The following is a 24,412-nucleotide window of genomic DNA, read 5'->3' on the forward strand; positions in this document are numbered from 1 at the left end:
AGATATCGGTACATCCCTGTCATCAAGATGATACTTGCATGGGCGAACACAATCAGACAGGGTGAACAAAAACTGTGGATGCATGCACATATGACTTTGGACAACTGGGATGAAATCCGGACCGCCTTTCAGGTGGCCCGCATGGGAACCGTCAGCGGCGCGGCCGAAGTGCTTGGCGTTCACCACGCGACCGTGATCCGGCACATCGATTCTCTCGAAGGAAAATTGGGGGTTAAGCTGTTTCAGCGCCACGCGCGCGGCTATACGCCGACCGACGCGGGTATGGACCTGTTGCAGGTCGCCCAAGCCACCGCCGATCAGTTCGAGCAACTCTCGGGACGCCTGCATGGTCACGGCGCCGCGATGACTGGTGAACTAATTGTGACTTCGGTCGATAGTATTTCGCCCCTATTGGTGAGCGTCATCGCCGAATTCCAAGAGGCCCACCCCGAACTTATGGTGCAACTGATCACCGATACGCGACTTTTCCGCCTTGAATACGGTGAGGCGCACGTTGCGATTCGCGCAGGTAAAAAACCTGACGATCCCGACAACATCGTGCAGTCGCTTGGTTATGGCCGCGCCACGATGTTCGCGCATAAATCCTATATCGAACAACACGGCATGCCCGAAGAGGACGGAGATCTGACCGATCACCGTTTTATCGGGCCGACGGATCCGAACCACCGTGCGATCTTTTTCCGCTGGCTGCGCGACCACATCCCGCAAGACCGCATTCGCCTGCGCGTGTCCGACATGCGCGACAGCTTTGAGGCCGTCCTTGCCGGTGCGGGCATCGGATTCCTGCCGATGTCATGGGCGCGTCGGTCCGAGGATCTGGTGCAAATCCGTGACCCTTTGGACGAGTGGTCGATCCCCCTGTGGCTGGTGACGCATGTCGATTTGCACCGCACCGCCAAAGTTCAAGAGTTCACGAGTATCCTGAAAGAGTCCGCTAAAACATGGCCCTGATCCCTCAATCCGCGTCTATGCGCGGCCACCTTGCCATGCTGATCTTCTCCGCAATCGTCGCGGGATCGTTCAGCTTTGGCAGCATGATCGCCAATAAAATCGACCCCGTCGCGATGAACGCTGTGCGGTTCATGATTGCGGGGACGGCGATCGGGCTATTGGCCGCGATGGGACCAGGATTGAAGCGCGCCTATTTCGCCGCGCCGTGGCGGTTTGTCCTGCTGGGGGCGATGTTCGCGCTGTATTTCGTGTTCATGTTCGAGGGCCTGAAGACCGCGCCACCGGTTTCAACGGCGGCCGTGTTCACCCTGACACCGGTAATGTCGGGCCTGTTCGGCTGGGTCTTGCTGCGCCAACGCACGACGGGACGGATGTGGGTGGCCCTGACACTTGGGGCGATTGGCGCGCTGTGGGTGATTTTCCGCGCGGATATCGGGGCGCTGTTGGCCTTTGATATCGGACGGGGTGAGGCGATCTATTTCGTCGGCTGTGTCTCGCACGCGGCCTTTACGCCGCTCTTAGCGAAACTGTCGCGGGGCGAACCCGCACTGGTGTTCAATTTCGGCGTTATGGCGGCGATGGTTCTGATGCTGACGGCCTATGGCGCCCCCGCGATTGCCGAAACCGATTGGGCCGCGTTTACCGTGAAAGATTGGTCGATCCTGATCTACATCGCCCTGTTTGCAAGCGCCCTGACCTTTCTGTTGCTGCGCTATTCCTCGCACCAACTGCCCAGTGCCAAGGTCATGGCCTATACCTATCTCGTGCCGACATGGGTGATCTGTTGGGAAATGATCCTTGGCAATGGCCTGCCCCAACCGATGATGTTGATCGGGATCGGATTGACCGTGGCCGCGCTCTATCTGTTGCTTAAGGATGAAGAGGCGGCTCGTCCCCTTCGCCCAGCTCATCCGTAAGAAACCGTTCGAACGCATCAAGGTTGACCGCCTCAAACTGACCGAACCCCTGCATCCAGATCGACGCATCGCGCAGGGCGTCGGGCTCTAGCTTGCACCACTTTACCCGACCGCGCTTTTCCTGACTGATCAGACCGGCCTTGGTCAGGATGACCAGATGTTTGGAAATCGCGGCAAGGGACATGTCGAACGGCTCGGCCACATCCGTGACGGCCATATCATCCTCCAGCAGCATCGCCAGAATACTGCGGCGTGTGGGGTCGGCAAGGGCCGAAAAGACCATATCCAATCGCGCGTCCATACACCCGCTTTGACCGGTCGCGGGACAATCGTCAACCATTTGGTTGAATAAGCCTTTACACCCCTGTTAGCGCCGAACCCCGCCCAAACACCCCCACACAAAGAATCCGCCAATTGGTTTTTGTTATATTTTACAGCACCTTACCCCATTGCCGCAGGTGCGTGATCAATCTTGACTCAGTGCCCCCATAACCCTAGGTTCGCGGCGACTGTCCAAAGGGGGGCATTCTCTTGACTGATCCGAACCATAGCGACCCGTTGAAAGCGCTGGAAAACCGGATCGACGCCGTCAAGAAATCGCAATCCGGCGAGAAGCCCCACCAAGAGGAACACTATTCGCAGGCCCAAGTCGGGTGGCGCATGGTGACAGAGCTTGTAGCCGGCATGGTCGTCGGCTTTGGCATCGGATACGGGCTGGACCTGGTTTTGGGGACCACGCCGACTTTGATGGTGCTGTTTATAATGTTAGGCTTTGCGGCCGGTGTGCAGACGATGATGCGAACCGCCAAAGAGCTCCAAGGAAAGAACGCGGCCGAGGCCGACGAGGATAAGAGGGACTGAACGTGGCGAGCGAAGCGCATACCGAAGAAGCAGCAGGTCTGGTGTTCCACCCGATGGATCAGTTCAAAATCACCCCGTTGTTCGGCGGTGACACTGTGAACTGGTACACGCCCACCAACGCGACCCTGTGGATGGGCATTGCTGTTGTTGTGATCTTCTTGCTGATGGTTGTTGGTTCGCGCGGTCGTGCGATGATCCCCAGCCGCATCCAGTCGATCGGCGAGTTGGCCTACGGTTTCATCCACAAAATGGTCGAAGACGTTGCCGGTAAAGACGCTGCGCCGTTCTTCCCCTACATCATGACCCTGTTCATGTTCATCGTCTTCTCGAACTTCCTCGGCCTTCTGCCGATGAGCTTTACCACCACCTCGCACTTTGCTGTGACGCTGGTTCTGGCTCTGCTGGTGTTCTTCACCGTGACCATCGTTGGTTTCGTCAAGAACGGCACCAAGTTCCTGTCGCTCTTCTGGGTAAGCTCGGCCCCGCTGGCTCTGCGCCCGATCTTGGCTGTGATCGAACTGATCTCGTACTTCGTTCGTCCCGTCAGCCACTTTATCCGTCTTGCCGGTAACCTGATGGCAGGCCACGCCGTGATCAAAGTTTTCGCCGGGTTCGCCCAGGTGGCTGTGATCTCGCCGCTGGCGATCCTCGCGATTACCGCAATGTATGGCCTCGAAATCCTGGTGGCTTTTGTTCAGGCCTACGTATTCACCATTCTGACCTGCGTGTACCTCAAGGACGCACTGCATCCGTCGCACTAACGGGTCTGAAGACCAATTATCGAAAACTTCCAATCGTAAGGAGATATACAATGGAAGGCGATCTCGCACACATCGGCGCTGGCCTGGCTGGCATGGGTACTGGTATTGCTGCACTGGGTGTTGGTAACGTTGCTGCCAACTTCCTGGCAGGCGCTCTGCGCAACCCGTCGGCTGCTGCTTCGCAGACGGCAACCCTCTTCATCGGTATCGCGTTCGCAGAAGCTCTGGGGATTTTCTCGTTCCTGGTCGCACTTCTGCTGATGTTCGCCGTCTAATCCTACGAACCGATCCTTACGGCCGGGTGGGCCTTGCGCTCACCCGGTGTAACTAAAGGTTCTTGGAGGACAACATGGCAACAGAAGCGCAAGACGCAGCACACGGCGCAGCAGACGCTGCTCACGCTGCAACCGGCAGCGGCATGCCGCAGCTGGATTTTTCCACCTACCCGAACCAGATGTTCTGGCTGGTGGTTACCATTGTTGTAATCTACCTGATCCTGTCGCGCATCGCGCTGCCGCGGATCGGCTCGGTTCTGGCCGACCGTCAGGGCACGATTACAAGCGATATTTCGGCCGCAGAAGAGCTGAAGCAAAAGGCATCCGAAGCCGAGGCTGCGTATACGCAGGCTCTGGCCGACGCACGTGCCGAAGCGCAGAAGATCATCGCCGAGGCCAAAGCTGAAATTCAGGCCGATCTTGACGACGCTGTCGCCAAGGCCGACGCCGAGATTGCTGCCAAAGCGGCAGAATCTGAAAAGAAAATCGCAGAGATCCGCGAAGGCGCGCTGGAAGCCGTGACCGAGGTCGCGAAAGACACCGCCAAGGAAATCGTTGCGGCGATGGGCATCAAAGCCGACGCACGCACCGTGACCGCCGCGATCAACGCGCGTCTCAAGGGGTGAACGGAATGAAAAAGCTTATTGTACTGCTTGCTCTGACCGCCAGCCCCGCCATGGCCGCATCCGGCCCGTTCCTGTCGCTGAAGAACACCAACTTTGTTGTTCTTCTGGCCTTCCTGTTGTTCGTTGCCGTCATCATCATGATGAAGGTTCCGGGCAAACTGATGGGTCTGCTGGACAAGCGCGCCGAGAACATTCAGGCCGAGTTGAACGAAGCCCGCGCCCTGCGTGAAGAGGCCCAGACCATTCTGGCGTCCTATGAGCGCAAGCAGGCCGAAGTTCAGGAACAGTCGAAACGCATCGTCGAACAAGCCCGCGTCGAAGCGGTCGAAGCCGCCACCGCCGCCAAAGTGGATCTGGAAGCCTCGATTGCACGTCGTCTGCAGGCCGCTGAAGAGCAAATCGCCTCGGCCGAAACATCGGCTCTGCGCGAAGTGCGTGACCGCGCTGTTTCGGTGGCTGTCTCTGCTGCTGCCGAGGTTATCGCGAAAAAGGTCGATGCGACCGCAGCCAACGCAATGATCGACGACGCCATCGCGCAAGTCGAATCCAAGCTGCACTGATCACATCGCCATTACGGCTCTATGAAAACCCGGCCTTGGCCGGGTTTTTTTTGTTGTCCACATGGCGGTGGAACAAGAAAAAAGGCCGCGTTCAACGCGACCTTTTCTAGTTGACGCCCCGGTCAGATGGCATGGGTGGGGGCTATTACACCATCCGACCGGGTCGCTGATTGATAGGACCAACATCGCTATGGAATCTGGCGCAGGCGCGGTTCGGATGTGGATTTCCCAAGGTAATTTTGCGGCAAAAATAGGGCGACGCTTGATTTTACGCGCGCCCGCGCCCACCATTGGGGTATGAACGTCGTGACCCCCTCCTCGTTCCAACGGCGGAACGAACCCGACAATGTCCACTTTCAGCGGCCGGAACTGGCCGTGATCCTGACGCTCTACGGGCGGATGGTTGCGGCAGGTGAATGGCGTGACTATGGCATCTCCAGCCTTCGGGATGTGGCCGTGTTTTCCGTGTTCCGGCGCACCGCCGAAACCCCGATCTATCGCATCGAAAAACGTCCCAAACTGCGCAATAAACAAGGCGAATATGCCGTCGTCGGCATGGATGGTCAGATCCTGAAACGCGGTCAGGACCTGAAAACCGTGTTGCGTGTGCTTGAGAAAAAGCTGATCCGCGCGATCGACTAGGCGACCAGACGTTTGTGCGCCAACAGGGGGCCCTCACCCGCCTCGGCAATCCGCGCACAGGCGTCCAGAAACCCCTCATAAGCCACGGCCATGTGATGCGCGTTCGCGTGGATGATCGTGTCCGCGTCGACGGCCAAGGCCACATGCCCCTTCCAGAACAACAGGTCACCACGTTGCAACGGATCATCCGGCCCCAACGGATCGCCAAGGGCGCGCATTTGTTGATCACTGTCCCCCTGACAGGGGATGCCACAGGCCAGATGCGCCGCCTGAACAAGGCCCGAGCAATCAATCCCCAAAACCGAATTCCCACCCCATAGGTACGGCGCGCCAAAGAACAGCTGGGCCACGGCGGTCACGTCGGTGAACGGCTTGTTCGCGGGACGCAGGTGCGGTTTCGGGATGAAATACCCCTCTGCCGTTTCGAAAAACGCGCCGCTGGCCCCGACCACACGGAACCGCGAACCAAGGGACAGGTGCATGAACGGCGGCTGTTTGAAATCGGGCACGGGATAGGCGTGGGTCGCGGGGACGGCCACCACATGGGTCGCCTCAATCGGGCCCATCAGATCGCTGGCCCGCACATACCCCACATAACCGTCGCGCAACGCCATGCAAAAGGCCCAGCCATCGTGCACCTCAAATACGCGGACGCCCTGTCCGTACAGGAGTTGCCGGTCGCGCGCACCGGCAGGCGCGGCCAATAGATCGACCACGGGGCGCGACACCATCTGATGCGTCCCGTCGACGTACGCGGGCGCATCGATCACACCCTCAAGTTCGGCCGCAGCGACACGCGCGTTGGCCGCCAGCATGCGGCGATCCGTGCTCATAGGTTCAACAGGTCCGGCAGGGCCGTCAGAATGGCGCGTGCGCCCTGTCCGACGCCGCCCTTGGGCCGCGCCGGCGCGGCGGCGGGTTGCCAGCCATAGATGTCGAAATGGGCGTATCGCGTGTCCGTGCCCACAAACCGGCGCAGGAACAGGGCCGCCGTGATGGAACCGGCAAACCCGCCCTTGGGCGCGTTGTCGAGATCCGCAATACCGGGGTCCAACATCGCCTCATAGGGCTCATGGAACGGCATCTGCCAAACCGGATCGGCGGCGGCCTGTGCGGCACCGGACAGCGGCGCGACCATCGTGTCGTCGGTGACATAGAACGGCGCGATATCGGGGCCCACGGCCACCCGCGCGGCACCGGTCAGCGTCGCCATCGAGATGACCAGATCCGGCGCGTCCTCATCCGCATAGGTCAGGGCATCGGCCAGAACCAAGCGCCCCTCGGCATCGGTGTTGTTAATCTCAACCGTCAGCCCCTTGCGTGAGGTCAGGATATCTTGGGGCCGGAACGCATTGCCCGCGACCGAATTTTCGACGGCGGGGATCAGCACGCGCAATTGCACCGGCAGGTTTAGCGCCATGATCATATGCGCCAATCCCAGCACCGTGGCCGAGCCGCCCATGTCCTTTTTCATCAGGCCCATGCTGGATCCCGGTTTCAGGTTCAAACCGCCGGTGTCAAAGCACACGCCCTTGCCCACAAGGGTCAGCTTTGGCCCCGCATCACCCCACCGCATGTCGATCAGACGCGGCGCGGTTTCGGCGGCGCGCCCTACCGCGTGGATCATCGGGAAATTCTGCGCGATCAGGTCCTCGCCCACCGTGACGTCGATCGACGCGCTATGCGCACCGGCCAGATCGCGCGCGGCCTGTTCTAGGTCCCCAGGCCCCATATCGGCGGCGGGCGTGTTGATCAGATCGCGGGTCAGAACCTCACCCTGCGCCATCGCCAGAATACGGTCCGCATCGACACCGGCAGGTGCCTTCAGGCCGACCGCGCGCGGGGCCAGATCGCGGTAACGCGCAAACGTATAGCCCATCAGGGCCCAGCCAAGCACCTCAGCCTCGGCCACATCGGCGGGCAGGTCAGTGGCCAGATGATAGGTCCCCTCGGGCAGCTTGGCCGCACCTGCCGCCAGATGAAACCGCCCACGGGCCCGCGCGGCGGGCGTGCCATAACCGATCAGGGCACCGGCCACTGCACCATCCCCGTCCGCCCATGTCAGGGCCTGACCGATCGCGCCGGTAAACCCGTTGGCCGTGGCCCACGCGCGGGTCGGCGCGGGCAAACCGCCCAGAACCCCGTCAGGATCCCCATCGGCGATAATATAGACGGGTACAGACGGCGCATCGGCGGCGGCGAATTCAAACGGCATTTCAGTCTCCGAAGATTAATCTCTGGTCAGACTAGCGCCAATCAAAGCCGCCGCAAGCGGTATCACCCCGACTTGTCCTGCATGTCCCAAACCAGTTTCAGCGTCCGGTCCCGCAGACGCACCAGACGCGCGGAAATCGCCGCAATCGCCACCGTGTCCCGGCCATAGAGTTGCACCTGCAACGCCTTGGCGACCTGCGCCAGACTGACAAAGCCCAGAGGATCAGCAATGCGCGCCACCTCATCCAAGCCCTTGGCCGCGCGCACAAACCGCGCGGTATCTATGTCGTCGCGCACGGCGTTGACCGCGTCCGAAAGTTGCTCCATCGCGCAGATAAGGGCGTCGGCCGCGCGAGCCTCGCCCATATCGACAAATAAACCGGCCAAAAGCTCGGTATCCATCGTCAGCGGTTCTTGCCACCGCATGACCTGTACATGTGACACCTGATCACCCTCCGTCACGTCCCATTTCACACCGCGCTCAAAGTGACCCGACGGACCTAGACGAATGTTTAATCCAGCGCGTTTTTTTCTATCCAATTTCTGGAAAATGCGATTATTTAGGGCCCTATGAGCGACACAGAAAACACCCCCGTTCCGGCGCGTCCGCTGCCCTCTTATCTTGTCAGCCGCTATCAGGGCTGGAAGGCGACGACGCATAAAGACAACGCCGTTTGGTATCGCCGTCTGGCGGTTGAGGGTCAGACGCCCCGCGCCATGGTGATCTCGTGCTGTGACAGCCGCGTGCACGTCACCTCGATCTTTGGGGCGGATCAGGGCGAATTCTTTATCCACCGCAACATCGCCAACCTTGTGCCGCCGTATAAGCCCGATGGCGATCTGCACGGGACCTCGGCCGCGATTGAATACGCGGTGACCGCCCTGCGCGTGCCGCATGTGATTGTGCTGGGCCACTCGAACTGTGGTGGTGTGCGCGGATGTCACGATATGTGCGCCGGCAATGCCCCCGCGCTTGAGGAAAAGTCGAGCTTCGTTGGCCGCTGGATGGACCTGCTGCGCCCGTCCTATGGCAAACGCAACGGGATTGAGGACGAGACCGACCGCCTGCGCGCGATGGAGCAGGACGCGGTGATCCTGTCCCTGCGTCACCTGATGACCTTCCCCTATGTGGCAGAGGCCGTCGAAAAGGGTGAGCTAAGCCTGCACGGTCTGTGGACCGATATCTCGGATGGCACGTTGGAATATTACGACGCCAAGGAAGACAAGTTCGCCATCGTCGGCTGAACCGGATTCATATCGCACAAATGAAAACGGCCCCTAGTGGGCCGTTTGTCGTCTGGGGCGTTTGATCCGCGCGGCAAAGATTTGCGCCGGTGATCGGCGCCGCAAGAACTCCAAGGCATTGATGCGGTTCTCGCGCGCCTTAACCGCGATGGTGTCCTCGCGCGGGGCAACAGTGTTCCGTGAGTTGGTGGATTTGAACGCCATAGCCCCTGCCCGAACCTGAATAACTTACACAACCCGATACCCCGATGGGGGGTGGGTGGCAGTGTGATTGGGTAGATCACACCACCACCCTGAGATGGGATTTCGGGTACTGAGGCGTAGGGATCATCTTCTGGGTGAACATGCTCCCTACAATTCTCATTAAATGCGGAACACATTCACGAATCCACACCGCAAAAGCAGAACAGCCCTGCGCAAAGGCAGGGCTGTACCGTCAAAAGTATGTAAAGTAGGTCTGGCTATCAGCCCTTTTTCAGAACGCGCTGACCCAGAACCTCGGCGATTTGGACAGCGTTCAGTGCGGCACCCTTGCGCAGGTTGTCGCTGACACACCACAGGTTCAGACCGTTATCGATGGTGCTGTCCTGACGGATGCGGCTGATGAAGGTTGCGAAATCGCCAACGCATTCGACCGGCGTGATATAGCCACCGTCTTCGCGTTTATCGACAACCATGATGCCCGGTGCCTCACGCAGGATGTCGCGTGCTTCGTCTTCGTCCAGGAACTCTTCGAACTCGATGTTGATCGATTCCGAGTGGCCAACAAAGACCGGCACACGCACACAGGTTGCGGTGACCTTGATCGACGGATCGACGATCTTTTTGGTTTCGGCGACCATTTTCCACTCTTCTTTGGTGGAACCGTCGTCGAGGAACACGTCGATGTGCGGGATCACGTTGAACGCGATCTGCTTGGTGAACTTTTCGGCGTCTTTTTCCTGACCGGGGACATACATGCCCTTGGTCTGATCCCACAGCTCATCCATGCCGTCTTTGCCTGCGCCCGACACCGACTGATAGGTCGAGACGACAACGCGCTTGATCTTGGCGCGGTCGTGCAGCGGTTTCAGGGCGACAACCATCTGTGCGGTCGAACAGTTGGGGTTCGCGATGATGTTCTTTTTCGAATAGCCGTGGATCGCGTCCGCGTTCACTTCGGGTACGATCAGGGGCACATCGGGGTCATAGCGATAGAGCGAGCTGTTATCGATCACCACGCAACCGGCCTTGGCGGCCTTGGGTGCGTATTCTTTGGTGCCGGTGCTGCCGATCGCGAACAGAGCAATGTCCCAACCGGTGAAATCGAAATCCGCCAGATCCTTGGTCGTCAGGGTTTTGTCGCCAAAGCTGACCTCGGTGCCCAGCGAACGACGCGATGCCAGTGCGGCAATCTCATCCACCGGAAACTCGCGCTCAGCGAGGATGTTCAGCATTTCACGGCCCACGTTGCCCGTGGCGCCAACGACAACGACTTTATAGCCCATATTGGCTCTCCTAGGTCTGATGACTCGGGGGGGACGTCTAGCGCAAAGGTCGGGCGTATAAAAGGGCTGTTACAGTTGCGACCGTGCAATTGCGGCATCTATGACAGTATTTTTAACGCTTTGGGGCAATTTCGCCGTGCCATCGCCGGTCGGGGTCAGGGTCGGGTAATAAACCTGATCGAGATAGTTCAGAAACGCCGCGCGCAAATCGCGGTCGAACGTGACCTCTTCGATCTCGGAAAACGCGGCGCGCAGGGCATCCCCATCATTGGCCGGATGCACCACGCCAGGGATCGCGAAATAGGCTTGGCCCAGTGTGATGACCGGCTTGTCAAAGAACATCGCCTGCAGGCCAACCGATGAATTGATCGTCACAACCGCACGTGCGGCGGCGACTTGCGCAAATGTGTCGGTCTGATTGTCGACCCGCATCCGCCCGTTCGATTTGGCAATCGCGGTGGTCAGGGCATCGCCCATCGCCTTTTTTGCCGACGGGTGCTCTTTGACGCGGATGTGCCATCCCTCGGGTAGGGCCGCGGATGCCTCGGCCAGCGCGTCCAACATCCCCGCAACCGATCCGGTCCAGCCCGCGAACAGGTTGATCTGACTGTCATCGGGCACCTGCAACGGCACGAACAAGAACGGCCCCTGATCGGCCAAATCCGCGCCATCGGCCTGACCCACATCGGCGCGCCGCGACGGGCGGGATTTCAGGGTGTTGCCCAGCGCGCGCCAGCCATCCCCGATCCGCGCGGGTTCATCCCCCGCCCATTCGGTGTAAAACATCCCGTCACGGGGCAGCGCGTTCAGGTAATTGACCCCCACAGGGTCCAACGTAATGCGCCCCGGAAACGGGGCCAATTCGGTGAACACGCGCGCCGCGCCCGCATCGCGCGCGCCCTCCATGAACGCGCGGCGCGAACCGGTCAGACCGTTCCAACACACCGCGATCCGGTCGGGGTGGCGCATGAAATACCGGCGGGACCAATTATATTGCCCCCAGATCAGACGGTATTTGATTGCGCGCCCAATGCCGGAGGCCGGCTTTTTCTTGGCCGTATCGAAACAGGCCTGTGCCCGCGCCGCACTATCCACAAACCCACGCGGGGACCACCCGATAAACGGTAGGCGTACGGCGTTCCCCGCAACCTCACCAAGGGCGCGAAAGACCGTGTCCTTTTTCGCGGTCCATCCCGCGACATAGGCGATTGTTTTGGGGCCGTTGCTCATCCGCGACCGCGATAGGGCGGAACACCTTGGTCCGGAATCCAAACGCCCACGGGCATTTCGCACGTTTGCCAGAACACGTCGATCGGGATGCCGCCACGGGGATACCAATACCCCCCGATCCGCAGCCATTGCGGGTCAAGGAAATCGACCAACCGGCGCGCGATTGAGATCGTGCAATCCTCATGGAACGCCCCGTGATTGCGGAAGGAGCCGAGATACAGTTTCAACGATTTACTCTCGACCAGCCATTCACCCGGCACATAGTCGATGCACAGATGCGCGAAATCGGGTTGCCCCGTCATCGGACAAAGAGAGGTAAATTCCGGCGCGGTAAAGCGCACGTTATAGGCCACATCGGCCTGCGGGTTTTGAACACGCTCCAGCACGGCCTCTTCGGGCGAGGCGGGCATGACGGTATCGCCGCCCAACTGTTTCAGATTGCTATAGATCGAGTCTGTCATCGCGACCTCATGTACAGTTTGACGCGTTCATATCCCAGACAACACAGGGCCGCCAAGAGAAACCGCGCCCCGTTTTCAGGGGCGCGGCGAATGATGTGTGGATGATCAGGCCGCGCGGGGGCGACGGGGGCGGCGACTCTTGCCTTGGGCACCGCCACCATTGCCTTGTTTCGCGCCGAACGGCTTACCGCCGCGACGGGGCGGGCCACCACGACGACGGCCCTTGGGCGCGGGGGCGGCGGATTCGGGGCGGGTGCCGCTGGCCGTCGGGACGTCCAGCTTCATCAGCTTTTCGACCTGTTTCAGCAGATCCACCTCTTCAGACGAGCAGAACGCGATCGCCTCACCTTCGCGACCTGCGCGGGCGGTCCGACCAATACGGTGCACATAGTTATCCGGCACCTCGGGCAGGTCAAAGTTGACGACATAGGCCACGCCGGGGATGTCGATCCCGCGCGCCGCAACGTCGGTCGCCACAAGAATGTTCACCTCACCCGCGCGGAACGCCTTGATGGCGCGGTCGCGTTGGCCTTGGCTCTTGTTGCCGTGGATCGATTCCGCGCGATAGCCATCGGCGACCAGACCCTTTTTCAACCGCTCGGCCCCGTGTTTGGTGCGCGAGAACACAAGGGTCAGGGCCTTGGGATCATTCGACAGAACCTCGCGCAGCTTGGCGGGCTTGTTCGCCTTTTCGACGAAATGCACCGATTGGGTGACCTTGTCGGCGGCCTTGCCCGGGGGCGAGACCTGAATTTTGCGCGGGTTGGTCAGATAGGCGGCGCTCAGCTCTTCCATCTGTTTGGACATCGTGGCCGAGAACAACATCGTCTGACGCGGCGTGCCCAGCGACGGCGCAATCCGGCGCAGGGCGTGGATAAATCCGATGTCCAGCATCTGGTCGGCCTCATCCAGAACCAGTTGGCGGGTCTGCGACAGATCCACCGCCTTGCGGTCCATCAGGTCGATCAGACGGCCCGGTGTCGCGACAAGGATGTCAGTCCCACGGCCAAGCGCGGTGATCTGTTTGTTGATGGACTGTCCGCCCACAACGGTAAAGATTCGCATCTTGGTACCGGCGGTCAGCGGGCGCAAACTATCGGCGATCTGGTTGACCAGTTCGCGCGTCGGCGCAAGGACCAGAGCCTTGACCGTTTTCGGGGCAGGCTTGCCCTGCATGTTCATCAGCCCGTCAATCAACGGCAGGCCAAAGGCCAGCGTTTTACCGGTGCCGGTCTGGGCCAGACCCAGAATGTCGTGACCTTCAAGCGCCAGCGGGATCGCCTTGGCCTGAATGGGGGTCGGTTCTTTAAATCCACCTTTTTCAAGGGCTTCATGCAACGACGGGGCAAGGCCCAGCATATCGAAGTCGAACAAAATAAATCCTTAATGGTCGCGCCCAATGCTCGGGTCACGATCCGTGTCGGCCATCAGAGCGGCCAGAGGGTTCGCATGGCCTCGGGTGCGACGGGCGTATCCCGTGCGACCGGCCAAAGCGGCAAGAACCCTGCGTGATGGGGAACTGAATATGGGGCGCGCTGCTGGCCCGCTTGGGGCTCAGCGTGCTCACGCGGCAGCGCAGCGAAATGCTCAAATGCGCTATTTTTCGCGTTTGGTCAAGTGTTTCGCGGGATTGGGCCGCTTAGGGCGCTTCGTCGAACTTGTCCAAATCGTCCGAATAATCCAGCCACGCCAGATCATGCGAGGTCCAGATATGGCGGAACTCGGTCACCTCGGGCGTGTCGTCCAACGTCGCCACGCGCAGGATCACAGTGTCCTGTTCGGGCCATTCTGCCATGACCTGCGATCCGCAGGTGCCGCAGAAATGGCGAAACTTTCCAGGGGTGGATTCATAGGTCCGCTTGCCGCTGACGTCGCCAATCCATTCAAAGTCTTCGCGGCGCACGCGGGCGGTGCTGGCAAACGGGGCGGCCTGTGTTTTGCGGCAGGTCTCGCAATGGCAATGGGTGACTGGCGTGACAAAGGCACCCGTCTTGTATTTCAACGCCCCACAATGACAGCTTCCGCGCATATCCATATCCCCTTTATTTTAGGGCGACAGGTCACATCGTTTCCCGTCGCCCGTCAACATCCCGCCCCACACATCTGCGCGACGGGATGAAATATTGAACGTCGTTCAGGTGAACTTGGGCTGACCGTTGGACGCGGACATCCCACCGTCCACGGGCAGGTTTACACCATTCACAAAACTTGCGTCATCGCCCAACAGGAACACGATGACCGAAGCGACCTCGGCGGGGGTAGCTGCACGACCCAGAGGGCTGCGCGCCTTGAATTGCTCCATGGCCGGTTTGTTCGCGAATACGAAAGACGCCATATCGGTTTCAGTCAAACCCGGCGCAACCGAGTTCACGCGCACGCCTTGCTCACCCAAGTCCATTGCCAGCGCGCGGGTAAAGTTGCTGACCGCGCCTTTGGACGCGTTATAGGGGCTGAACCCCCAGTCGCCGCCAAGGCCCGAGATCGACGACACATTGACGATCGATCCCTTGGACGCGACCAGATGCGGGACGGACAGGCTTATGGTGTTGAACACGGATTCAACATTGCCGGTCATGACGGTTTTCCATGCCTCTGGCGTGACCTGATCAATCGGACCACCCACGGGCACACCGGCGTTGTTGACCAGACCGGTCAGGCCGCCGAATTTTGCAACATGGTTTTCGATCATCGCCGCCACGGCATCACGATCTGTGACGTCGCATTGAACGATGTTCACACGCTCACCCGCATCCATTTCTGCCGCGGTCTTTTCCAGTTTGTCCAAGGTCCGGCCCACGATGGTCACCGACCACCCATCCGCGATCAGGCGTTTTGCGGTGGCCGCGCCGATCCCAGACCCGCCGCCGGTTACGATTGCTGATTTCACTGTATCTGTCATCTCTGTGCGACGGCGTCTCGGCCGAAGTCCTTTAGTTCACGATTCACGAACTAATACGTAATTGAACCGTCGAGCGATTGAAGAAGGAACCCAGAAATCGTACATCACGATCATGCGAGTCCTAGTGCACCCCCCAATCGAAGACGTCACGCTACAGGCGGTTCTGTATGCGCTGGCCGATCCTGTGCGGTTGGCGGTGTTTGCCGATCTGGTGGACGCGACCGAGCCTAAGGCCTGTGCGATCTACCTGACGGTGAACGACACGCCCGTGCCGAAGTCCACCCTGTCCCAGCATTTTCGCATCCTGCGCGAACACGGTTTGATCCGCAGCGAACGGCGCGGGGTCGAGATGTTAAGCACCGCGCGCAAGGATGAGTTGGACGCAAAATTCCCCGGCCTGATCGATTCAATCCTTGCCGCCGCCTAGTCAGCCAAGGAATTCGTTCGGCTGCATCGTATTCGCAAGGAACTGTAGATTACTGCGCAGGTCGTCGCGGTCGATGGACCCACCCAGACAGACGCGCAGACATTCGCTGGGCGTGCCTTCGACAGTGAACGCATCCGATGGGACCAAACCCAACCGCTGACGCGCCATGCGGGCGACGATATCGGCCCGCGCCATGCCATCCGGCAGGCACAGCCACAGGTTAAACGCGTTCTCGGCCGTCTTGTAGTCAAAGCCGCCCAGAACCTCGGACGCGATGGTTTGACGCGCCGCGCTTTCGGCGCGGATAAAGCGGCGGATGTTGTCGGCGGTACCGTCCTCAATCCATTGGGTCATCAGGGCCATCGACAGGGGCGAGGGCATCACCGACAGCGCGCGGATCGCCTGCACCAGATGATAGGCACAGCGCGCAGAGGGCGCGATGGTATAGGCCAAACGCAACCCCGCCCCCACGCATTTCGCCAGACCGCCGATGTGCCACGTCAGATCGGGCGCGGACAGGGCGATGGGCGCGGGGGCCTTGATCGGGATGAACCCATAGGCATCGTCCTCAATCAACGTTAGCTGATGACGGCGCAGGACGGCAGCAATGTCCAACCGCCGCGATTCCGGCACGGTCAGGGTCGTGGGGTTCTGCAACGTGGGGTTCAGATACAGGGCCTTGGGCCGATGCGCGGCAATCGCGGCCTCAAGCGCATCGGGCAGGATCCCCTCGCCGTCCATCTCTAGCCCGATCAGGGTCACGCCGAACCGCGCGGCGATGTTGCGGATACCGGGATAGGTGATCGCCTCGCACAGTATGACATCGCCCGGCTTGGTGATGATCGACAGGATTGCGGCCATGGTCGCATGGGCACCAGGAGTCACCGCGACACGTTCCAACGACGGGACCATGCCCCGCATGCTCAGCCAACTGGACGCGGCCATGCGGTCGCGTTCGGACCCGATGGGGGACTGATACCGCAAGAGGTTGATCATATTCGCGCTGACGTAGCCCAAGCCCTCTTGCATCTGGGCCAGAAGGTTCGGATCGCGCGGCTCGGGCGGCATGTTCATCGCGAGATCTTCCTCGCGGGCGCGGGCGGGATCGGGGTTCGTCGTGGCGATGCGCCCTTTGACGAATGTGCCGCGTCCGACGTGGCTTTGCACATGGCCGCGCGCCTGCGCCTCGGCATAGGCGCGTGAAACAGTGGTGAAATCGATGCCCAGCTCCGCCGCCAAACGACGCTGTGGCGGCAGGCGCGTTCCGGTGGTCAGCACCCCCGCCTGAATGTCCGCCGCAATCGCATCCGCAATCGCGATATAGCGGGGTTTCCCATGATCAAGCGCCGAAGGCATCCAGTCCAACATATCTCACCCATCCTTTCGCGCCCTGCCTACACCACAATGAATCACAATTGAAGGCATATTGTATGGACATATGCAGATTCCCATGACGCATGTCAAATTTTGCGACTCATGTTCGAACTTTTTATGCGTGAAAAGCGGGCGAGATTGCGGATTTTTTGGGCAAATAGCTCCCGCTCACGGATTTATTGATCTATTAATTGTATGCACATTGAACTGGTGATTGATCCATACAATTCTGATCCTGCATCTCTGGTCCTACGCAAGAATAGGAGGCACAGATGCCAGCGGTTACGAAAGAAGCGCATAAAGACGGTGATTACTTCGTCGACTACGAAGAAAAGGTGTTCGAGGACGTCAAAGCGGATGAGGGCGAAAAGGCACTTGTCACGTTCCACACGGTCGCCTTTGAGGGGTCCATCGGTCTGGTCAATATCCTGAACGCGATCCGTCTGGCCCGTAAAGGGTATGAGACGTCGATCCTGCTCTATGGTCCGGGTGTGACCTTGGGCATTCAGCGCGGCTTCCCGACCCTCGGGGATGAGGCCTTCCCGGGTCACCAGAACTTTGCCAAGAACCTGAACCGCTTCATGGAAGAGGGCGGCAAGATCTACGCCTGCCGTTTCGCCCTGCAGGCGCTCTATGGCCATGGCGAGCCGTCCCTGTTGCCCGGCATCACGCCGATTGCACCGCAGGACGTGCTGGACTGCATCCTGCTGCACAAAAAGGACAACGCGGTCATCATCGACACCTGGACGGTGTGATCGACCGCCGGACCGGCCCCGCGCCGGTCCGGTCCCCCTTTTTCAAAACGCACACAGGTCCAAACCAATGAGAACAGACATCATTCGCGCCGCCGCCGTCCAGATTGCTCCGGATTTAACCGGGCGCGCAGGCACCATCGAACGGGTTTTGAACGCCATCGCCGAGGCGGCCGACAAAGGCGCACAGTTCATCGTCTTTCCCGAGACCTTTGTGCCCTATTACCCCTATTTCTCATTCGTCCTGCCGCCCGTCCAACAGGGCGCGCCGCATCTGGACCTGATCAAAGAGGCGGTCGTCGTGCCGTCCCCTGAAACCCAAGCCGTCGCCGATGCCGCAAAAAAACGCGGCGTTGTGGTGGTTCTGGGCGTGAATGAGCGCGACCACGGGTCCCTTTATAACACGCAACTGATCTTTGACGCGGACGGGACACTGGCCCTGAAGCGGCGCAAGATCACCCCGACCTATCACGAACGCATGGTCTGGGGTCAGGGCGATGGCGCGGGCCTGAAAGTCGTGGATACCGCCGTCGGGCGCGTTGGCGCATTGGCCTGTTGGGAGCACTACAACCCCCTTGCCCGCTATGCCCTGATGACCCAGCACGAGGAAATCCATGCGGGCCATTTCCCGGGCAGTCTGGTCGGTCCGATTTTTGGCGAACAGATCGAGGTCACGATGCGCCACCACGCGCTTGAATCCGGTTGTTTCGTGGTGAACGCCACCGGCTGGTTGACCGAAGAACAAATCGCCGAAATCCATCCCGACCCCAAACTGCAAAAGGGTCTGCGCGATGGATGCATGACCTGCATCATCAGCCCCGAGGGTCGCCACCTTGCCCCGCCACTGACGGAAAACGAGGGCATTTTGATCGCCGATATGGACATGCGTCTGATCGCGAAACGCAAACGCATGATGGACAGCGTCGGGCACTATTCCCGCCCCGAGTTGCTGAGCCTGATCCACGACACCCGCCCCGCCAAAACACGCCACGCTTATGAGCCCGCGCCGATGCCCGAACCCGCCGAAATGGAGGACCCGCAGGATGTCTGATATGTCCCACTCCGATCTGATCACCGCGCTGCAAACCCACGGGATGCGCATGGTAAACCCCCGCGTCGGACAAGAGAGCCGCCGTGGCGGCGCGGGCCCGTCCGACCACAAGGCCGTGACGATTGGCGAAACCACCGTCATGGTCCCCGTCCACACCGCCCCAAGTTTCGATAGCCCGTTTCTGGCCGACGCGCCCGACGCCACGGGCCTGTCGCAACTGACCCGCGACGGCGAACCGGTGGGCACCGTGCGCTTTCCCACCAAGGCCAAGTTCTACGAACGCCGCACCGCCGATGGCATTCCCTATAGCCACATTGCGACCCTGCATTCGCGCGACGTTCTGGCGACGACCGTTTTGCAGACCTGCATCCGCTATGAAAGCCGCAAAAAGACCTGTCAGTTCTGCTCGATCGGGCAGAGCCTTGCCGCCGGTCGCACCATTGCGCACAAGACGCCCGAGCAACTGGCCGAGGTTGCCAAGGCCGCGGTCGAGCTGGACGGCGTCACCCATATGATCCTGACCACCGGCACCCCCGCGGGCAAGGATCGCGGGGCCAAGGTTCTGGCCGAGAGTGCGGCGGCGATCAAGGCCGCCGTCGATCTGCCCCTGCAAGGTCAGTGCGAGCCACCCGAAGATGACGCATGGCATCAACGGATGTTCGACGCGGGCATCGATACGTTGGGCATGCACCTAGAGGCCGTCACGCCCGAGGTCCGCCAACGCATCATGCCGGGCAAGGCCACCGTGCCGCTGGAGAAATATTTCAGCAGCTTTGAGGCGGCGGTAAAGGTCTTTGGGCGCGGTCAGGTGTCGACATATATCCTAGCCGGTCTGGGCGACAGCCGTGAGGCGATTTTGGACATGGGCGAACGCCTGTGTGCCATGGGGGTTTACCCGTTCGTCGTACCCTTTGTGCCGATCTCCGGCACCCCGCTAGAGAGCCATCCGGCCCCCAGCAGCGAATTCATGACCTCAATCCTGAAACCGCTGGGCGCGATGATCGTGCGCGCGGGCATCCGGTCGGCGGATATGAAGGCCGGTTGCGGGAAATGCGGCGCATGCTCGGCCCTGTCGACCTATGAACGCCTAAAGGTGCCCGCATGATCGAACTGGAGCCGCACCATTTTACCACGCCCGGTTACTACATCCGCGCCGCATCCAAACGGTTTGAGGCCCTTGGCGCACAGGCCTTGCGCCACCGCGTGTTTGTGCAGGAACAAGGCGTCTTCCCCGAGCATGATCGCGACGACATCGACCTGATCGCGACGCATCTGGTTGCCCTGTCCACCTATGCCCATGAGGCCGATCAGGTCGTTGGCACCGTCCGCATCCACGAAGAGGCCCCGCGCCTGTGGTGGGGGTCGCGTCTGGCCGTCGATCAGGATTTCCGCAATGTCGGGCGGCTGGGGGCCGAGTTGATCCGGCTGGCGGTCTGCACTGCGAACGCGCGTGGATGCGACCGGTTTCTGGCCCATGTCCAGATGCAGAACGTGATCCTGTTCCGGCGCCTGCGGTGGAAACCCCTTGAAGAGGTCTCGATCCACGGCATTCCCCATATGAAGATGGAGGCGGATTTGAACCACTATCCGCCCTGCGCCGATCCGGTCGCGGGCTGGTATCACCGCCCGTCCATTCGGGGGCGTGCGGCATGATGGTGAAACCGATTTCGCCTGTGGAACAGATCGCCGCCGCCCTGCGCGATCACCCGTCGATCCGGTCGAAACTGGCCATCGGCGCGGCAACGCGGGATTTGAACCTGACCGCCCTGTCTGCGGGACAGCCGGGCGATGACGCGGCGGCCCTGTGGAACGGGGTGGAGTATGACCTGATCGCGGGCGAAGGGTTCATTCCCGCCTTTGTCGCCGATGATCCGTGGTTCGCGGGATGGTGCGCCGTCATGGTGAACCTGTCCGACATCGCCGCCATGGGCGGACGCGCCACAGCGATTGTCGATCAGGTCTGGGCGCCTGATGCCGCCACTGCCGCGCCGATCCTGCAAGGTTTGCGCGACGCGTCCGAAACCTATGGCGTGCCGATTGTCGGCGGGCACACGAATTTCGCCGCCCCCGCCGTTGGCATTGCCGCATCGATCATGGGTAAGGCCGACGCGTTAATCACCAGCTTTGACGCCCAACCGGATGATCTGTTGATCGCGGCGGTGGATCATCGCGGGGCCTATCGGAATTTCGACAATTTCTGCGCCGCATTGACCGCGCCCGCCGACCGGTTACGCGGCGATCTGGCCCTGCTCCCTGAACTGGCGCGCGGCGGATTGGTCCACGCGGGCAAGGACATCAGTCAGGGCGGCATTGTCGGCACGGCCCTGATGCTGGCCGAATGTTCGGACGTGGGCATCGACATTGACCTTGGCGCGGTGACGCCGCCGCCGGGTGTCGCGCTTGACCGTTGGTTGCGCAGCTTTCCAAGCTTTGGGTTCCTGTTGTCCGTCGCGCCCGAGCACGCCAATGCCGTCTGCGCCCGATTTGCCGAACGCGACATCGACGCGGGCGCGATTGGCACCGTCACGGCGGACAGCCGCATCACCCTGACCCACGACGGCGATCAGGCCCTGTTCTGGGACCACGCCGACACCCCCTATCTTGGACTAAAGGGATCGAGCAATGCCTGAAACCTATTGGACCGTCCGCTGGCCTGATGGTCAGGAAGAACGCCTTTTCTCGCCCTCGACCGTCATTGCGGAATTGTTCACCGCGGGCACGGAATACCCCGTGGACGATTTCCTGCACCGGTCGCGCATCGGACTGGAGCGCGCATCGAACCGCGTGGCGGCGCGCTATGGCTTCGCCTGTTCCTCGGCCATGGCCCAGCTTGACCGGATTGAGGCGCGCATCGCCACCCTGAACACAGACAGCGAGGCGAAAATCGCCTGCCTGTCCATCACCACATAAGGATCCCCGCCATGAAAGACACCCAATTGCACCACGTGCCTGTCGTGATCGTCGGTGGCGGTCAGGCCGGTTTGTCCACCGCCAAATGCCTGCAGGAAAAGGGTATTCAGTCGATCATCTTTGAACGGCACGAGAAATTCCATTCGTGGCGCGTGAACCGCTGGGACAGCTTTTGCCTTGTGACGCCGAACTGGCAATGCCGGTTGCCGGGCTTCCACTATGACACCGAATATGGCGGCACGGACCCCGACGGGTTCATGCTGCGCGATGAGATCACCGAGTACCTTGATGCCTTTGTCGAGACGTTTAAACCCGATCTGCGCGAACATGTGGACGTGACCCGCGTCGCGCCCCAACCGGCGGGCGGATTCCGTGTCGAGACCAGCATCGGCACATGGATCTGCGATCAGGTGGTGATCGCGACAGGCGGCTATGACACACCGATTGAACCCGATTACGCCCGCGCCCTGTCGCCCGAGATCATGCAGATGCATTCGGTCGATTACCGCAACGTCGATCAGTTCCCCGAGGGCGGCGTGTTGATCGTCGGCACCGGCCAATCCGGCGTGCAGGTGATGGAGGATTTCACCCGCGCCGGTCGCGACGTGCATCTGGCCGTGGGCCCCGCGCCGCGCAGCCCGCGCAAGTACCGTGGGCGGGACGCGACGGATTGGCTCTATGACGCGGGGCATTATGCGATCACCATCGACACCCACCCCGACCCGCACAAGGCGCTGACCCAGACCAACCACTATATGTCCGGTCGCGACGGCGGTAAGGAAATCGACCTGCGCCAGTTCCATGTCGATCACGGTGTGGAACTCTACGGTTCGCTTGCCGGAATGGACGGGACAACGGTGTCCTTTCTGCCCGATCTGACCAAGAACCTTGATGACGCGGACAAGTCCTATGTCGGCATCCGCACCCAGATCGACGCCTATATCGCGGCCCAAGGGATCGACGCGCCGGTCGAGCCGCCTTTCGCCAAAGTGTGGGAGCCTGAGGTCGAGCGCACCGAACTGAACCTTGCCGAGGCGGGGATCACATCCGTTCTGTGGGCCATCGGGTTCCGCCCCGATTACAGCTGGATTGAGGCCAACGTGTTCGACGACCGCGGCAAGCCCAAGTTCACCCGCGGCGTCACCGAGCAACCGGGTCTGCATTTCATCGGTCTTGGCTGGCTGAACACATGGGGATCGGGCCGGTTCCTCGGGATTGAGGAAGACAGCCGTTACCTTGCCGACCGGATTGACGAACAACTCTCGACCAAGGCGGTCGCCTGATGCAGATCCTGCGCCACCATCCGCCCCACCCCATGCCCACGCGACAGAACCGCGTGCGGTTGGGGATGATGCACCTGTCGCCGAACGGCCTGTCCGAACAGTGGCTGTTGCGTCATCTGGGCGACCGGCATTGGGATCTGATCGCCGCCGCCGTCGGGCAAGAGGGCATCGCATTTCGCGACGCGGACGGGGCACAGGTCTATGCCGCGTTTTGCGCGACATCGCTGGAGCTGCCCGGTCAGGCGCGCGCGCAATTGGGGACATGCGTCGACATCCATTCGACCCTGTTTCAGGTCACGCCGCGCCGGTTGGGATCGCTCCACACCCTGACCAGTGCGGGCGGGGACATCGGCACAGTCATGATGATCAGCAGCTTCCTCAGCCACGATGAAACCGGATCGAACCGCCGGTTGCTGCGCAATGATCTACCGGGATTAGGGGTTCTGGCCAGCGCGCCGGATCGGGTCATGGGGTTCCACGACTATGCCCGAGGCCACAGCCGCGCGCTGCGCCAGAGCGCGGATTTCGGTCCGCGCATCATGTCCTACACACCCGTTCCGGCGTTGGACTTTAACGCCGTTGGGCTGCTGTATTTCCCGACCTTTTCGCGCATCGCCGAAATGGCGCGCCCGACACTGGGCCCGCTCTGTCACCGCGATGTGGTCTATGTCAGCAACCTGAACCCCGGCGAAACGATCCACGTCCACGGCACGGGCGACGGCCCCCTGACCCTAGCCACCGACGACCGTCCTTTGGCGATTGTGACCACAGGCGGCTAGTCGTCCCAAAGACACATTGCTATCGTGCCCGCGTTATCTTCGGGGAATATACATATGTCGCTCGAACAATGGATCGCCTTTGCCCTTGTCTATTTCGTTGTGTCCATTGTGCCCGGCCCCAGTGTCCTGATGGTGCTTGGCACAACACTGGCGCACGGGATGCGGGGGGCGTTTTGGCTGGTGCTGGGGGATATCGTTGGCGGGCTTGCGATTATCGCCATGTCGTCCCTTGGGATTGGGGCGATTTTGGCGACCTCTGCGGTGGGATTTGCCGTGCTGAAATGGGCGGGCGTCGCCTATCTGATCTGGCTGGGCCTTGCCCAAATCAGGACCGCCCGTCGTCCAATCGCACCCCGCACACCCACGCGAAGCGGTCGCCGCTTTGCCACAGGGTTCTGGACCGGCGTGCTGAACCCCAAGGCCATCGTGTTCTACATGGCGTTCCTCGCGCCGTTCCTAAACCCCGAAGAACCGCAACTCCCGCAACTTGTGACCATCGCAGCAACGGCATCCATCATCGTTTTCGTGGTCCTGATGACCTATGCCGCTCTCGCGCGCCGGGCCCAACGGCTGTTACGTCGGCCTGCCGCACATCGCAACGCCCAGTATGCGGGCGGCGCGTGCCTAATCGGTGGCGGTGTATGGATGGCCGCGACACGATGATCACCGAATGTTTGGGCGCCTCT

At 60.8% G+C, this 24,412-nt stretch carries 30 protein-coding genes; 19 read left to right on the forward strand and 11 right to left on the reverse strand.

Going from position 1 to position 24,412, the window contains the following annotated elements; translation table 11 throughout:
• Positions 1-96 precede the first annotated feature (96 nt).
• The gene (locus tag R1W00_RS12725) at positions 97-972 is read left to right on the forward strand and encodes a LysR family transcriptional regulator (protein WP_317263365.1); all 876 of its coding nucleotides are present in this window, start codon (positions 97-99) and stop codon (positions 970-972) included.
• Positions 963-1,889, forward strand: a complete 927-nt coding sequence (locus tag R1W00_RS12730; protein WP_317263130.1) for a DMT family transporter — start codon at positions 963-965, stop codon at positions 1,887-1,889. Before R1W00_RS12725 ends, R1W00_RS12730 begins: the two co-directional genes overlap by 10 nt.
• Here the strand turns inward: R1W00_RS12730 and R1W00_RS12735 are convergent.
• Positions 1,843-2,190, reverse strand: a complete 348-nt coding sequence (locus R1W00_RS12735; RefSeq protein ID WP_317263131.1) for a metalloregulator ArsR/SmtB family transcription factor — start codon at positions 2,188-2,190, stop codon at positions 1,843-1,845. The genes R1W00_RS12730 and R1W00_RS12735 overlap by 47 nt on opposite strands.
• 230 nt (positions 2,191-2,420) lie before the next feature.
• On the opposite strand from R1W00_RS12735, the gene R1W00_RS12740 reads away from it, so the two are divergent.
• The 6 genes from R1W00_RS12740 to R1W00_RS12765 all read left to right on the forward strand — a co-directional run bounded on the left by R1W00_RS12740 (position 2,421) and on the right by R1W00_RS12765 (position 5,614).
• The gene (locus R1W00_RS12740; RefSeq protein WP_317263132.1) at positions 2,421-2,750 is read left to right on the forward strand and encodes an AtpZ/AtpI family protein; all 330 of its coding nucleotides are present in this window, start codon (positions 2,421-2,423) and stop codon (positions 2,748-2,750) included.
• Positions 2,751-2,752: 2 nt separating this feature from the next.
• Positions 2,753-3,511, forward strand: a complete 759-nt coding sequence (locus R1W00_RS12745; RefSeq protein WP_317263133.1) for a F0F1 ATP synthase subunit A — start codon at positions 2,753-2,755, stop codon at positions 3,509-3,511.
• A 50-nt stretch (positions 3,512-3,561) separates the two neighbouring features.
• Positions 3,562-3,786 carry a F0F1 ATP synthase subunit C gene (locus R1W00_RS12750; RefSeq protein WP_317263134.1) on the forward strand — a complete coding sequence of 75 codons (225 nt, stop codon included), beginning with the start codon at positions 3,562-3,564 and terminating at the stop codon, positions 3,784-3,786.
• Positions 3,787-3,860: 74 nt separating this feature from the next.
• On the forward strand, positions 3,861-4,412 hold the full coding sequence (locus tag R1W00_RS12755; RefSeq protein WP_317263135.1) for a F0F1 ATP synthase subunit B': 552 nt from the start codon (positions 3,861-3,863) through the stop codon (positions 4,410-4,412).
• Positions 4,413-4,417: 5 nt separating this feature from the next.
• Positions 4,418-4,972, forward strand: coding sequence for a F0F1 ATP synthase subunit B (locus R1W00_RS12760; RefSeq protein WP_317263136.1), 555 nt, complete (start codon positions 4,418-4,420; stop codon positions 4,970-4,972).
• A 297-nt stretch (positions 4,973-5,269) separates the two neighbouring features.
• Positions 5,270-5,614: a DUF2794 domain-containing protein gene (locus R1W00_RS12765; protein WP_317263137.1), complete on the forward strand. Its 345-nt coding sequence runs from the start codon at positions 5,270-5,272 to the stop codon at positions 5,612-5,614.
• Here the strand turns inward: R1W00_RS12765 and R1W00_RS12770 are convergent.
• The 3 genes from R1W00_RS12770 to R1W00_RS12780 form a co-directional block, all read right to left on the reverse strand.
• Entirely contained in the window at positions 5,611-6,447 is an 837-nt protein-coding gene (locus R1W00_RS12770; RefSeq protein WP_317263138.1) for an NlpC/P60 family protein, read from the reverse strand. The two genes, R1W00_RS12765 and R1W00_RS12770, sit on opposite strands and share 4 nt — an antisense overlap.
• Positions 6,444-7,829, reverse strand: coding sequence for a leucyl aminopeptidase family protein (locus tag R1W00_RS12775; RefSeq protein ID WP_317263139.1), 1,386 nt, complete (start codon positions 7,827-7,829; stop codon positions 6,444-6,446). The genes R1W00_RS12770 and R1W00_RS12775 overlap by 4 nt, the downstream gene beginning before the upstream one ends.
• Before the next feature lie 62 nt (positions 7,830-7,891).
• Entirely contained in the window at positions 7,892-8,272 is a 381-nt protein-coding gene (locus R1W00_RS12780) for a hypothetical protein (RefSeq protein ID WP_317263140.1), read from the reverse strand.
• 126 nt (positions 8,273-8,398) lie between these two features.
• Here R1W00_RS12780 and R1W00_RS12785 point away from each other — a divergent pair, with 126 nt between their 5' ends.
• Positions 8,399-9,073 (forward strand): carbonic anhydrase, encoded by a 675-nt coding sequence (locus tag R1W00_RS12785; RefSeq protein ID WP_317263141.1) that lies wholly within the window; start codon positions 8,399-8,401, stop codon positions 9,071-9,073.
• Between the two features lie 464 nt (positions 9,074-9,537).
• Here R1W00_RS12785 and R1W00_RS12790 read toward each other — a convergent pair whose 3' ends face one another.
• The 6 genes from R1W00_RS12790 to R1W00_RS12815 form a co-directional block, all read right to left on the reverse strand.
• The gene (locus R1W00_RS12790; protein ID WP_317263142.1) at positions 9,538-10,560 is read right to left on the reverse strand and encodes an aspartate-semialdehyde dehydrogenase; all 1,023 of its coding nucleotides are present in this window, start codon (positions 10,558-10,560) and stop codon (positions 9,538-9,540) included.
• Positions 10,561-10,629: 69 nt separating this feature from the next.
• A complete protein-coding gene (locus R1W00_RS12795) occupies positions 10,630-11,790 on the reverse strand; it encodes a capsular biosynthesis protein (protein WP_317263143.1) in 1,161 nt (386 codons plus the stop codon).
• A complete protein-coding gene (gene queF, locus R1W00_RS12800) occupies positions 11,787-12,251 on the reverse strand; it encodes a preQ(1) synthase (RefSeq protein ID WP_317263144.1) in 465 nt (154 codons plus the stop codon). The genes R1W00_RS12795 and queF overlap by 4 nt, the downstream gene beginning before the upstream one ends.
• Before the next feature lie 105 nt (positions 12,252-12,356).
• Positions 12,357-13,625: a DEAD/DEAH box helicase gene (locus R1W00_RS12805; protein WP_317263145.1), complete on the reverse strand. Its 1,269-nt coding sequence runs from the start codon at positions 13,623-13,625 to the stop codon at positions 12,357-12,359.
• 265 nt (positions 13,626-13,890) lie between these two features.
• Positions 13,891-14,280, reverse strand: a complete 390-nt coding sequence (locus R1W00_RS12810) for a GFA family protein (protein ID WP_317263146.1) — start codon at positions 14,278-14,280, stop codon at positions 13,891-13,893.
• A 105-nt stretch (positions 14,281-14,385) separates the two neighbouring features.
• Positions 14,386-15,138, reverse strand: a complete 753-nt coding sequence (locus tag R1W00_RS12815) for an SDR family oxidoreductase (protein WP_317263147.1) — start codon at positions 15,136-15,138, stop codon at positions 14,386-14,388.
• A gap of 136 nt (positions 15,139-15,274) precedes the next feature.
• On the opposite strand from R1W00_RS12815, the gene R1W00_RS12820 reads away from it, so the two are divergent.
• Positions 15,275-15,577, forward strand: a complete 303-nt coding sequence (locus R1W00_RS12820) for an ArsR/SmtB family transcription factor (RefSeq protein ID WP_317263148.1) — start codon at positions 15,275-15,277, stop codon at positions 15,575-15,577.
• Here the strand turns inward: R1W00_RS12820 and R1W00_RS12825 are convergent, their stop codons facing one another.
• Positions 15,578-16,945, reverse strand: coding sequence for a PLP-dependent aminotransferase family protein (locus R1W00_RS12825; protein ID WP_317263149.1), 1,368 nt, complete (start codon positions 16,943-16,945; stop codon positions 15,578-15,580).
• Between the two features lie 278 nt (positions 16,946-17,223).
• Here R1W00_RS12825 and R1W00_RS12830 point away from each other — a divergent pair, with 278 nt between their 5' ends.
• The 9 genes from R1W00_RS12830 to R1W00_RS12870 all read left to right on the forward strand — a co-directional run bounded on the left by R1W00_RS12830 (position 17,224) and on the right by R1W00_RS12870 (position 24,389).
• The gene (locus R1W00_RS12830) at positions 17,224-17,706 is read left to right on the forward strand and encodes an MSMEG_0572/Sll0783 family nitrogen starvation response protein (protein ID WP_317263150.1); all 483 of its coding nucleotides are present in this window, start codon (positions 17,224-17,226) and stop codon (positions 17,704-17,706) included.
• Positions 17,707-17,773: 67 nt separating this feature from the next.
• Positions 17,774-18,754, forward strand: coding sequence for a Nit6803 family nitrilase (locus tag R1W00_RS12835; RefSeq protein ID WP_317263151.1), 981 nt, complete (start codon positions 17,774-17,776; stop codon positions 18,752-18,754).
• Position 18,755: 1 nt separating this feature from the next.
• Complete coding sequence (locus R1W00_RS12840; protein ID WP_317263152.1) at positions 18,756-19,859, forward strand: MSMEG_0568 family radical SAM protein; 1,104 nt, start codon at positions 18,756-18,758, stop codon at positions 19,857-19,859.
• A complete protein-coding gene (locus R1W00_RS12845) occupies positions 19,856-20,407 on the forward strand; it encodes an MSMEG_0567/Sll0786 family nitrogen starvation N-acetyltransferase (RefSeq protein WP_317263153.1) in 552 nt (183 codons plus the stop codon). The genes R1W00_RS12840 and R1W00_RS12845 overlap by 4 nt, the downstream gene beginning before the upstream one ends.
• The gene (locus R1W00_RS12850; RefSeq protein WP_317263154.1) at positions 20,404-21,384 is read left to right on the forward strand and encodes a sll0787 family AIR synthase-like protein; all 981 of its coding nucleotides are present in this window, start codon (positions 20,404-20,406) and stop codon (positions 21,382-21,384) included. Before R1W00_RS12845 ends, R1W00_RS12850 begins: the two co-directional genes overlap by 4 nt.
• Complete coding sequence (locus tag R1W00_RS12855) at positions 21,377-21,664, forward strand: MSMEG_0570 family nitrogen starvation response protein (RefSeq protein WP_317263155.1); 288 nt, start codon at positions 21,377-21,379, stop codon at positions 21,662-21,664. The genes R1W00_RS12850 and R1W00_RS12855 overlap by 8 nt, the downstream gene beginning before the upstream one ends.
• An 11-nt stretch (positions 21,665-21,675) precedes the next feature.
• Positions 21,676-22,947: an MSMEG_0569 family flavin-dependent oxidoreductase gene (locus tag R1W00_RS12860; protein WP_317263156.1), complete on the forward strand. Its 1,272-nt coding sequence runs from the start codon at positions 21,676-21,678 to the stop codon at positions 22,945-22,947.
• Positions 22,947-23,726, forward strand: a complete 780-nt coding sequence (locus R1W00_RS12865) for a Pnap_2097 family protein (RefSeq protein WP_317263157.1) — start codon at positions 22,947-22,949, stop codon at positions 23,724-23,726. The genes R1W00_RS12860 and R1W00_RS12865 overlap by 1 nt, the downstream gene beginning before the upstream one ends.
• A gap of 54 nt (positions 23,727-23,780) precedes the next feature.
• Positions 23,781-24,389: a LysE family translocator gene (locus R1W00_RS12870; protein ID WP_317263158.1), complete on the forward strand. Its 609-nt coding sequence runs from the start codon at positions 23,781-23,783 to the stop codon at positions 24,387-24,389.
• Positions 24,390-24,412 lie beyond the last annotated feature (23 nt).

Origin of the sequence: Rhodovulum sp. FJ3 (assembly GCF_032918305.1) — a bacterium.
Taxonomy (GTDB): Bacteria; Pseudomonadota; Alphaproteobacteria; order Rhodobacterales; family Rhodobacteraceae; genus SAT37.

What these genes read in the sequence shown, in the direction of transcription:
- R1W00_RS12810 (WP_317263146.1), bottom strand. Translation starts at nt 14,280, where the DNA reads ATGCGCGGAAGCTGTCATTGTGGGGCGTTGAAATACAAGACGGGTGCC.
- R1W00_RS12850 (WP_317263154.1), top strand. Translation starts at nt 20,404, where the DNA reads ATGATGGTGAAACCGATTTCGCCTGTGGAACAGATCGCCGCCGCCCTG.
- R1W00_RS12755 (WP_317263135.1), top strand. Translation starts at nt 3,861, where the DNA reads ATGGCAACAGAAGCGCAAGACGCAGCACACGGCGCAGCAGACGCTGCT.
- R1W00_RS12765 (WP_317263137.1), top strand. Translation starts at nt 5,270, where the DNA reads ATGAACGTCGTGACCCCCTCCTCGTTCCAACGGCGGAACGAACCCGAC.
- R1W00_RS12825 (WP_317263149.1), bottom strand. Translation starts at nt 16,945, where the DNA reads ATGTTGGACTGGATGCCTTCGGCGCTTGATCATGGGAAACCCCGCTAT.
- R1W00_RS12735 (WP_317263131.1), bottom strand. Translation starts at nt 2,190, where the DNA reads ATGGACGCGCGATTGGATATGGTCTTTTCGGCCCTTGCCGACCCCACA.
- R1W00_RS12870 (WP_317263158.1), top strand. Translation starts at nt 23,781, where the DNA reads ATGTCGCTCGAACAATGGATCGCCTTTGCCCTTGTCTATTTCGTTGTG.
- R1W00_RS12860 (WP_317263156.1), top strand. Translation starts at nt 21,676, where the DNA reads ATGAAAGACACCCAATTGCACCACGTGCCTGTCGTGATCGTCGGTGGC.
- R1W00_RS12855 (WP_317263155.1), top strand. Translation starts at nt 21,377, where the DNA reads ATGCCTGAAACCTATTGGACCGTCCGCTGGCCTGATGGTCAGGAAGAA.
- queF (WP_317263144.1), bottom strand. Translation starts at nt 12,251, where the DNA reads ATGACAGACTCGATCTATAGCAATCTGAAACAGTTGGGCGGCGATACC.
- R1W00_RS12840 (WP_317263152.1), top strand. Translation starts at nt 18,756, where the DNA reads ATGTCCCACTCCGATCTGATCACCGCGCTGCAAACCCACGGGATGCGC.
- R1W00_RS12785 (WP_317263141.1), top strand. Translation starts at nt 8,399, where the DNA reads ATGAGCGACACAGAAAACACCCCCGTTCCGGCGCGTCCGCTGCCCTCT.
- R1W00_RS12845 (WP_317263153.1), top strand. Translation starts at nt 19,856, where the DNA reads ATGATCGAACTGGAGCCGCACCATTTTACCACGCCCGGTTACTACATC.
- R1W00_RS12835 (WP_317263151.1), top strand. Translation starts at nt 17,774, where the DNA reads ATGAGAACAGACATCATTCGCGCCGCCGCCGTCCAGATTGCTCCGGAT.
- R1W00_RS12795 (WP_317263143.1), bottom strand. Translation starts at nt 11,790, where the DNA reads ATGAGCAACGGCCCCAAAACAATCGCCTATGTCGCGGGATGGACCGCG.
- R1W00_RS12830 (WP_317263150.1), top strand. Translation starts at nt 17,224, where the DNA reads ATGCCAGCGGTTACGAAAGAAGCGCATAAAGACGGTGATTACTTCGTC.
- R1W00_RS12730 (WP_317263130.1), top strand. Translation starts at nt 963, where the DNA reads ATGGCCCTGATCCCTCAATCCGCGTCTATGCGCGGCCACCTTGCCATG.
- R1W00_RS12775 (WP_317263139.1), bottom strand. Translation starts at nt 7,829, where the DNA reads ATGCCGTTTGAATTCGCCGCCGCCGATGCGCCGTCTGTACCCGTCTAT.
- R1W00_RS12770 (WP_317263138.1), bottom strand. Translation starts at nt 6,447, where the DNA reads ATGAGCACGGATCGCCGCATGCTGGCGGCCAACGCGCGTGTCGCTGCG.
- R1W00_RS12865 (WP_317263157.1), top strand. Translation starts at nt 22,947, where the DNA reads ATGCAGATCCTGCGCCACCATCCGCCCCACCCCATGCCCACGCGACAG.
- R1W00_RS12760 (WP_317263136.1), top strand. Translation starts at nt 4,418, where the DNA reads ATGAAAAAGCTTATTGTACTGCTTGCTCTGACCGCCAGCCCCGCCATG.
- R1W00_RS12750 (WP_317263134.1), top strand. Translation starts at nt 3,562, where the DNA reads ATGGAAGGCGATCTCGCACACATCGGCGCTGGCCTGGCTGGCATGGGT.
- R1W00_RS12790 (WP_317263142.1), bottom strand. Translation starts at nt 10,560, where the DNA reads ATGGGCTATAAAGTCGTTGTCGTTGGCGCCACGGGCAACGTGGGCCGT.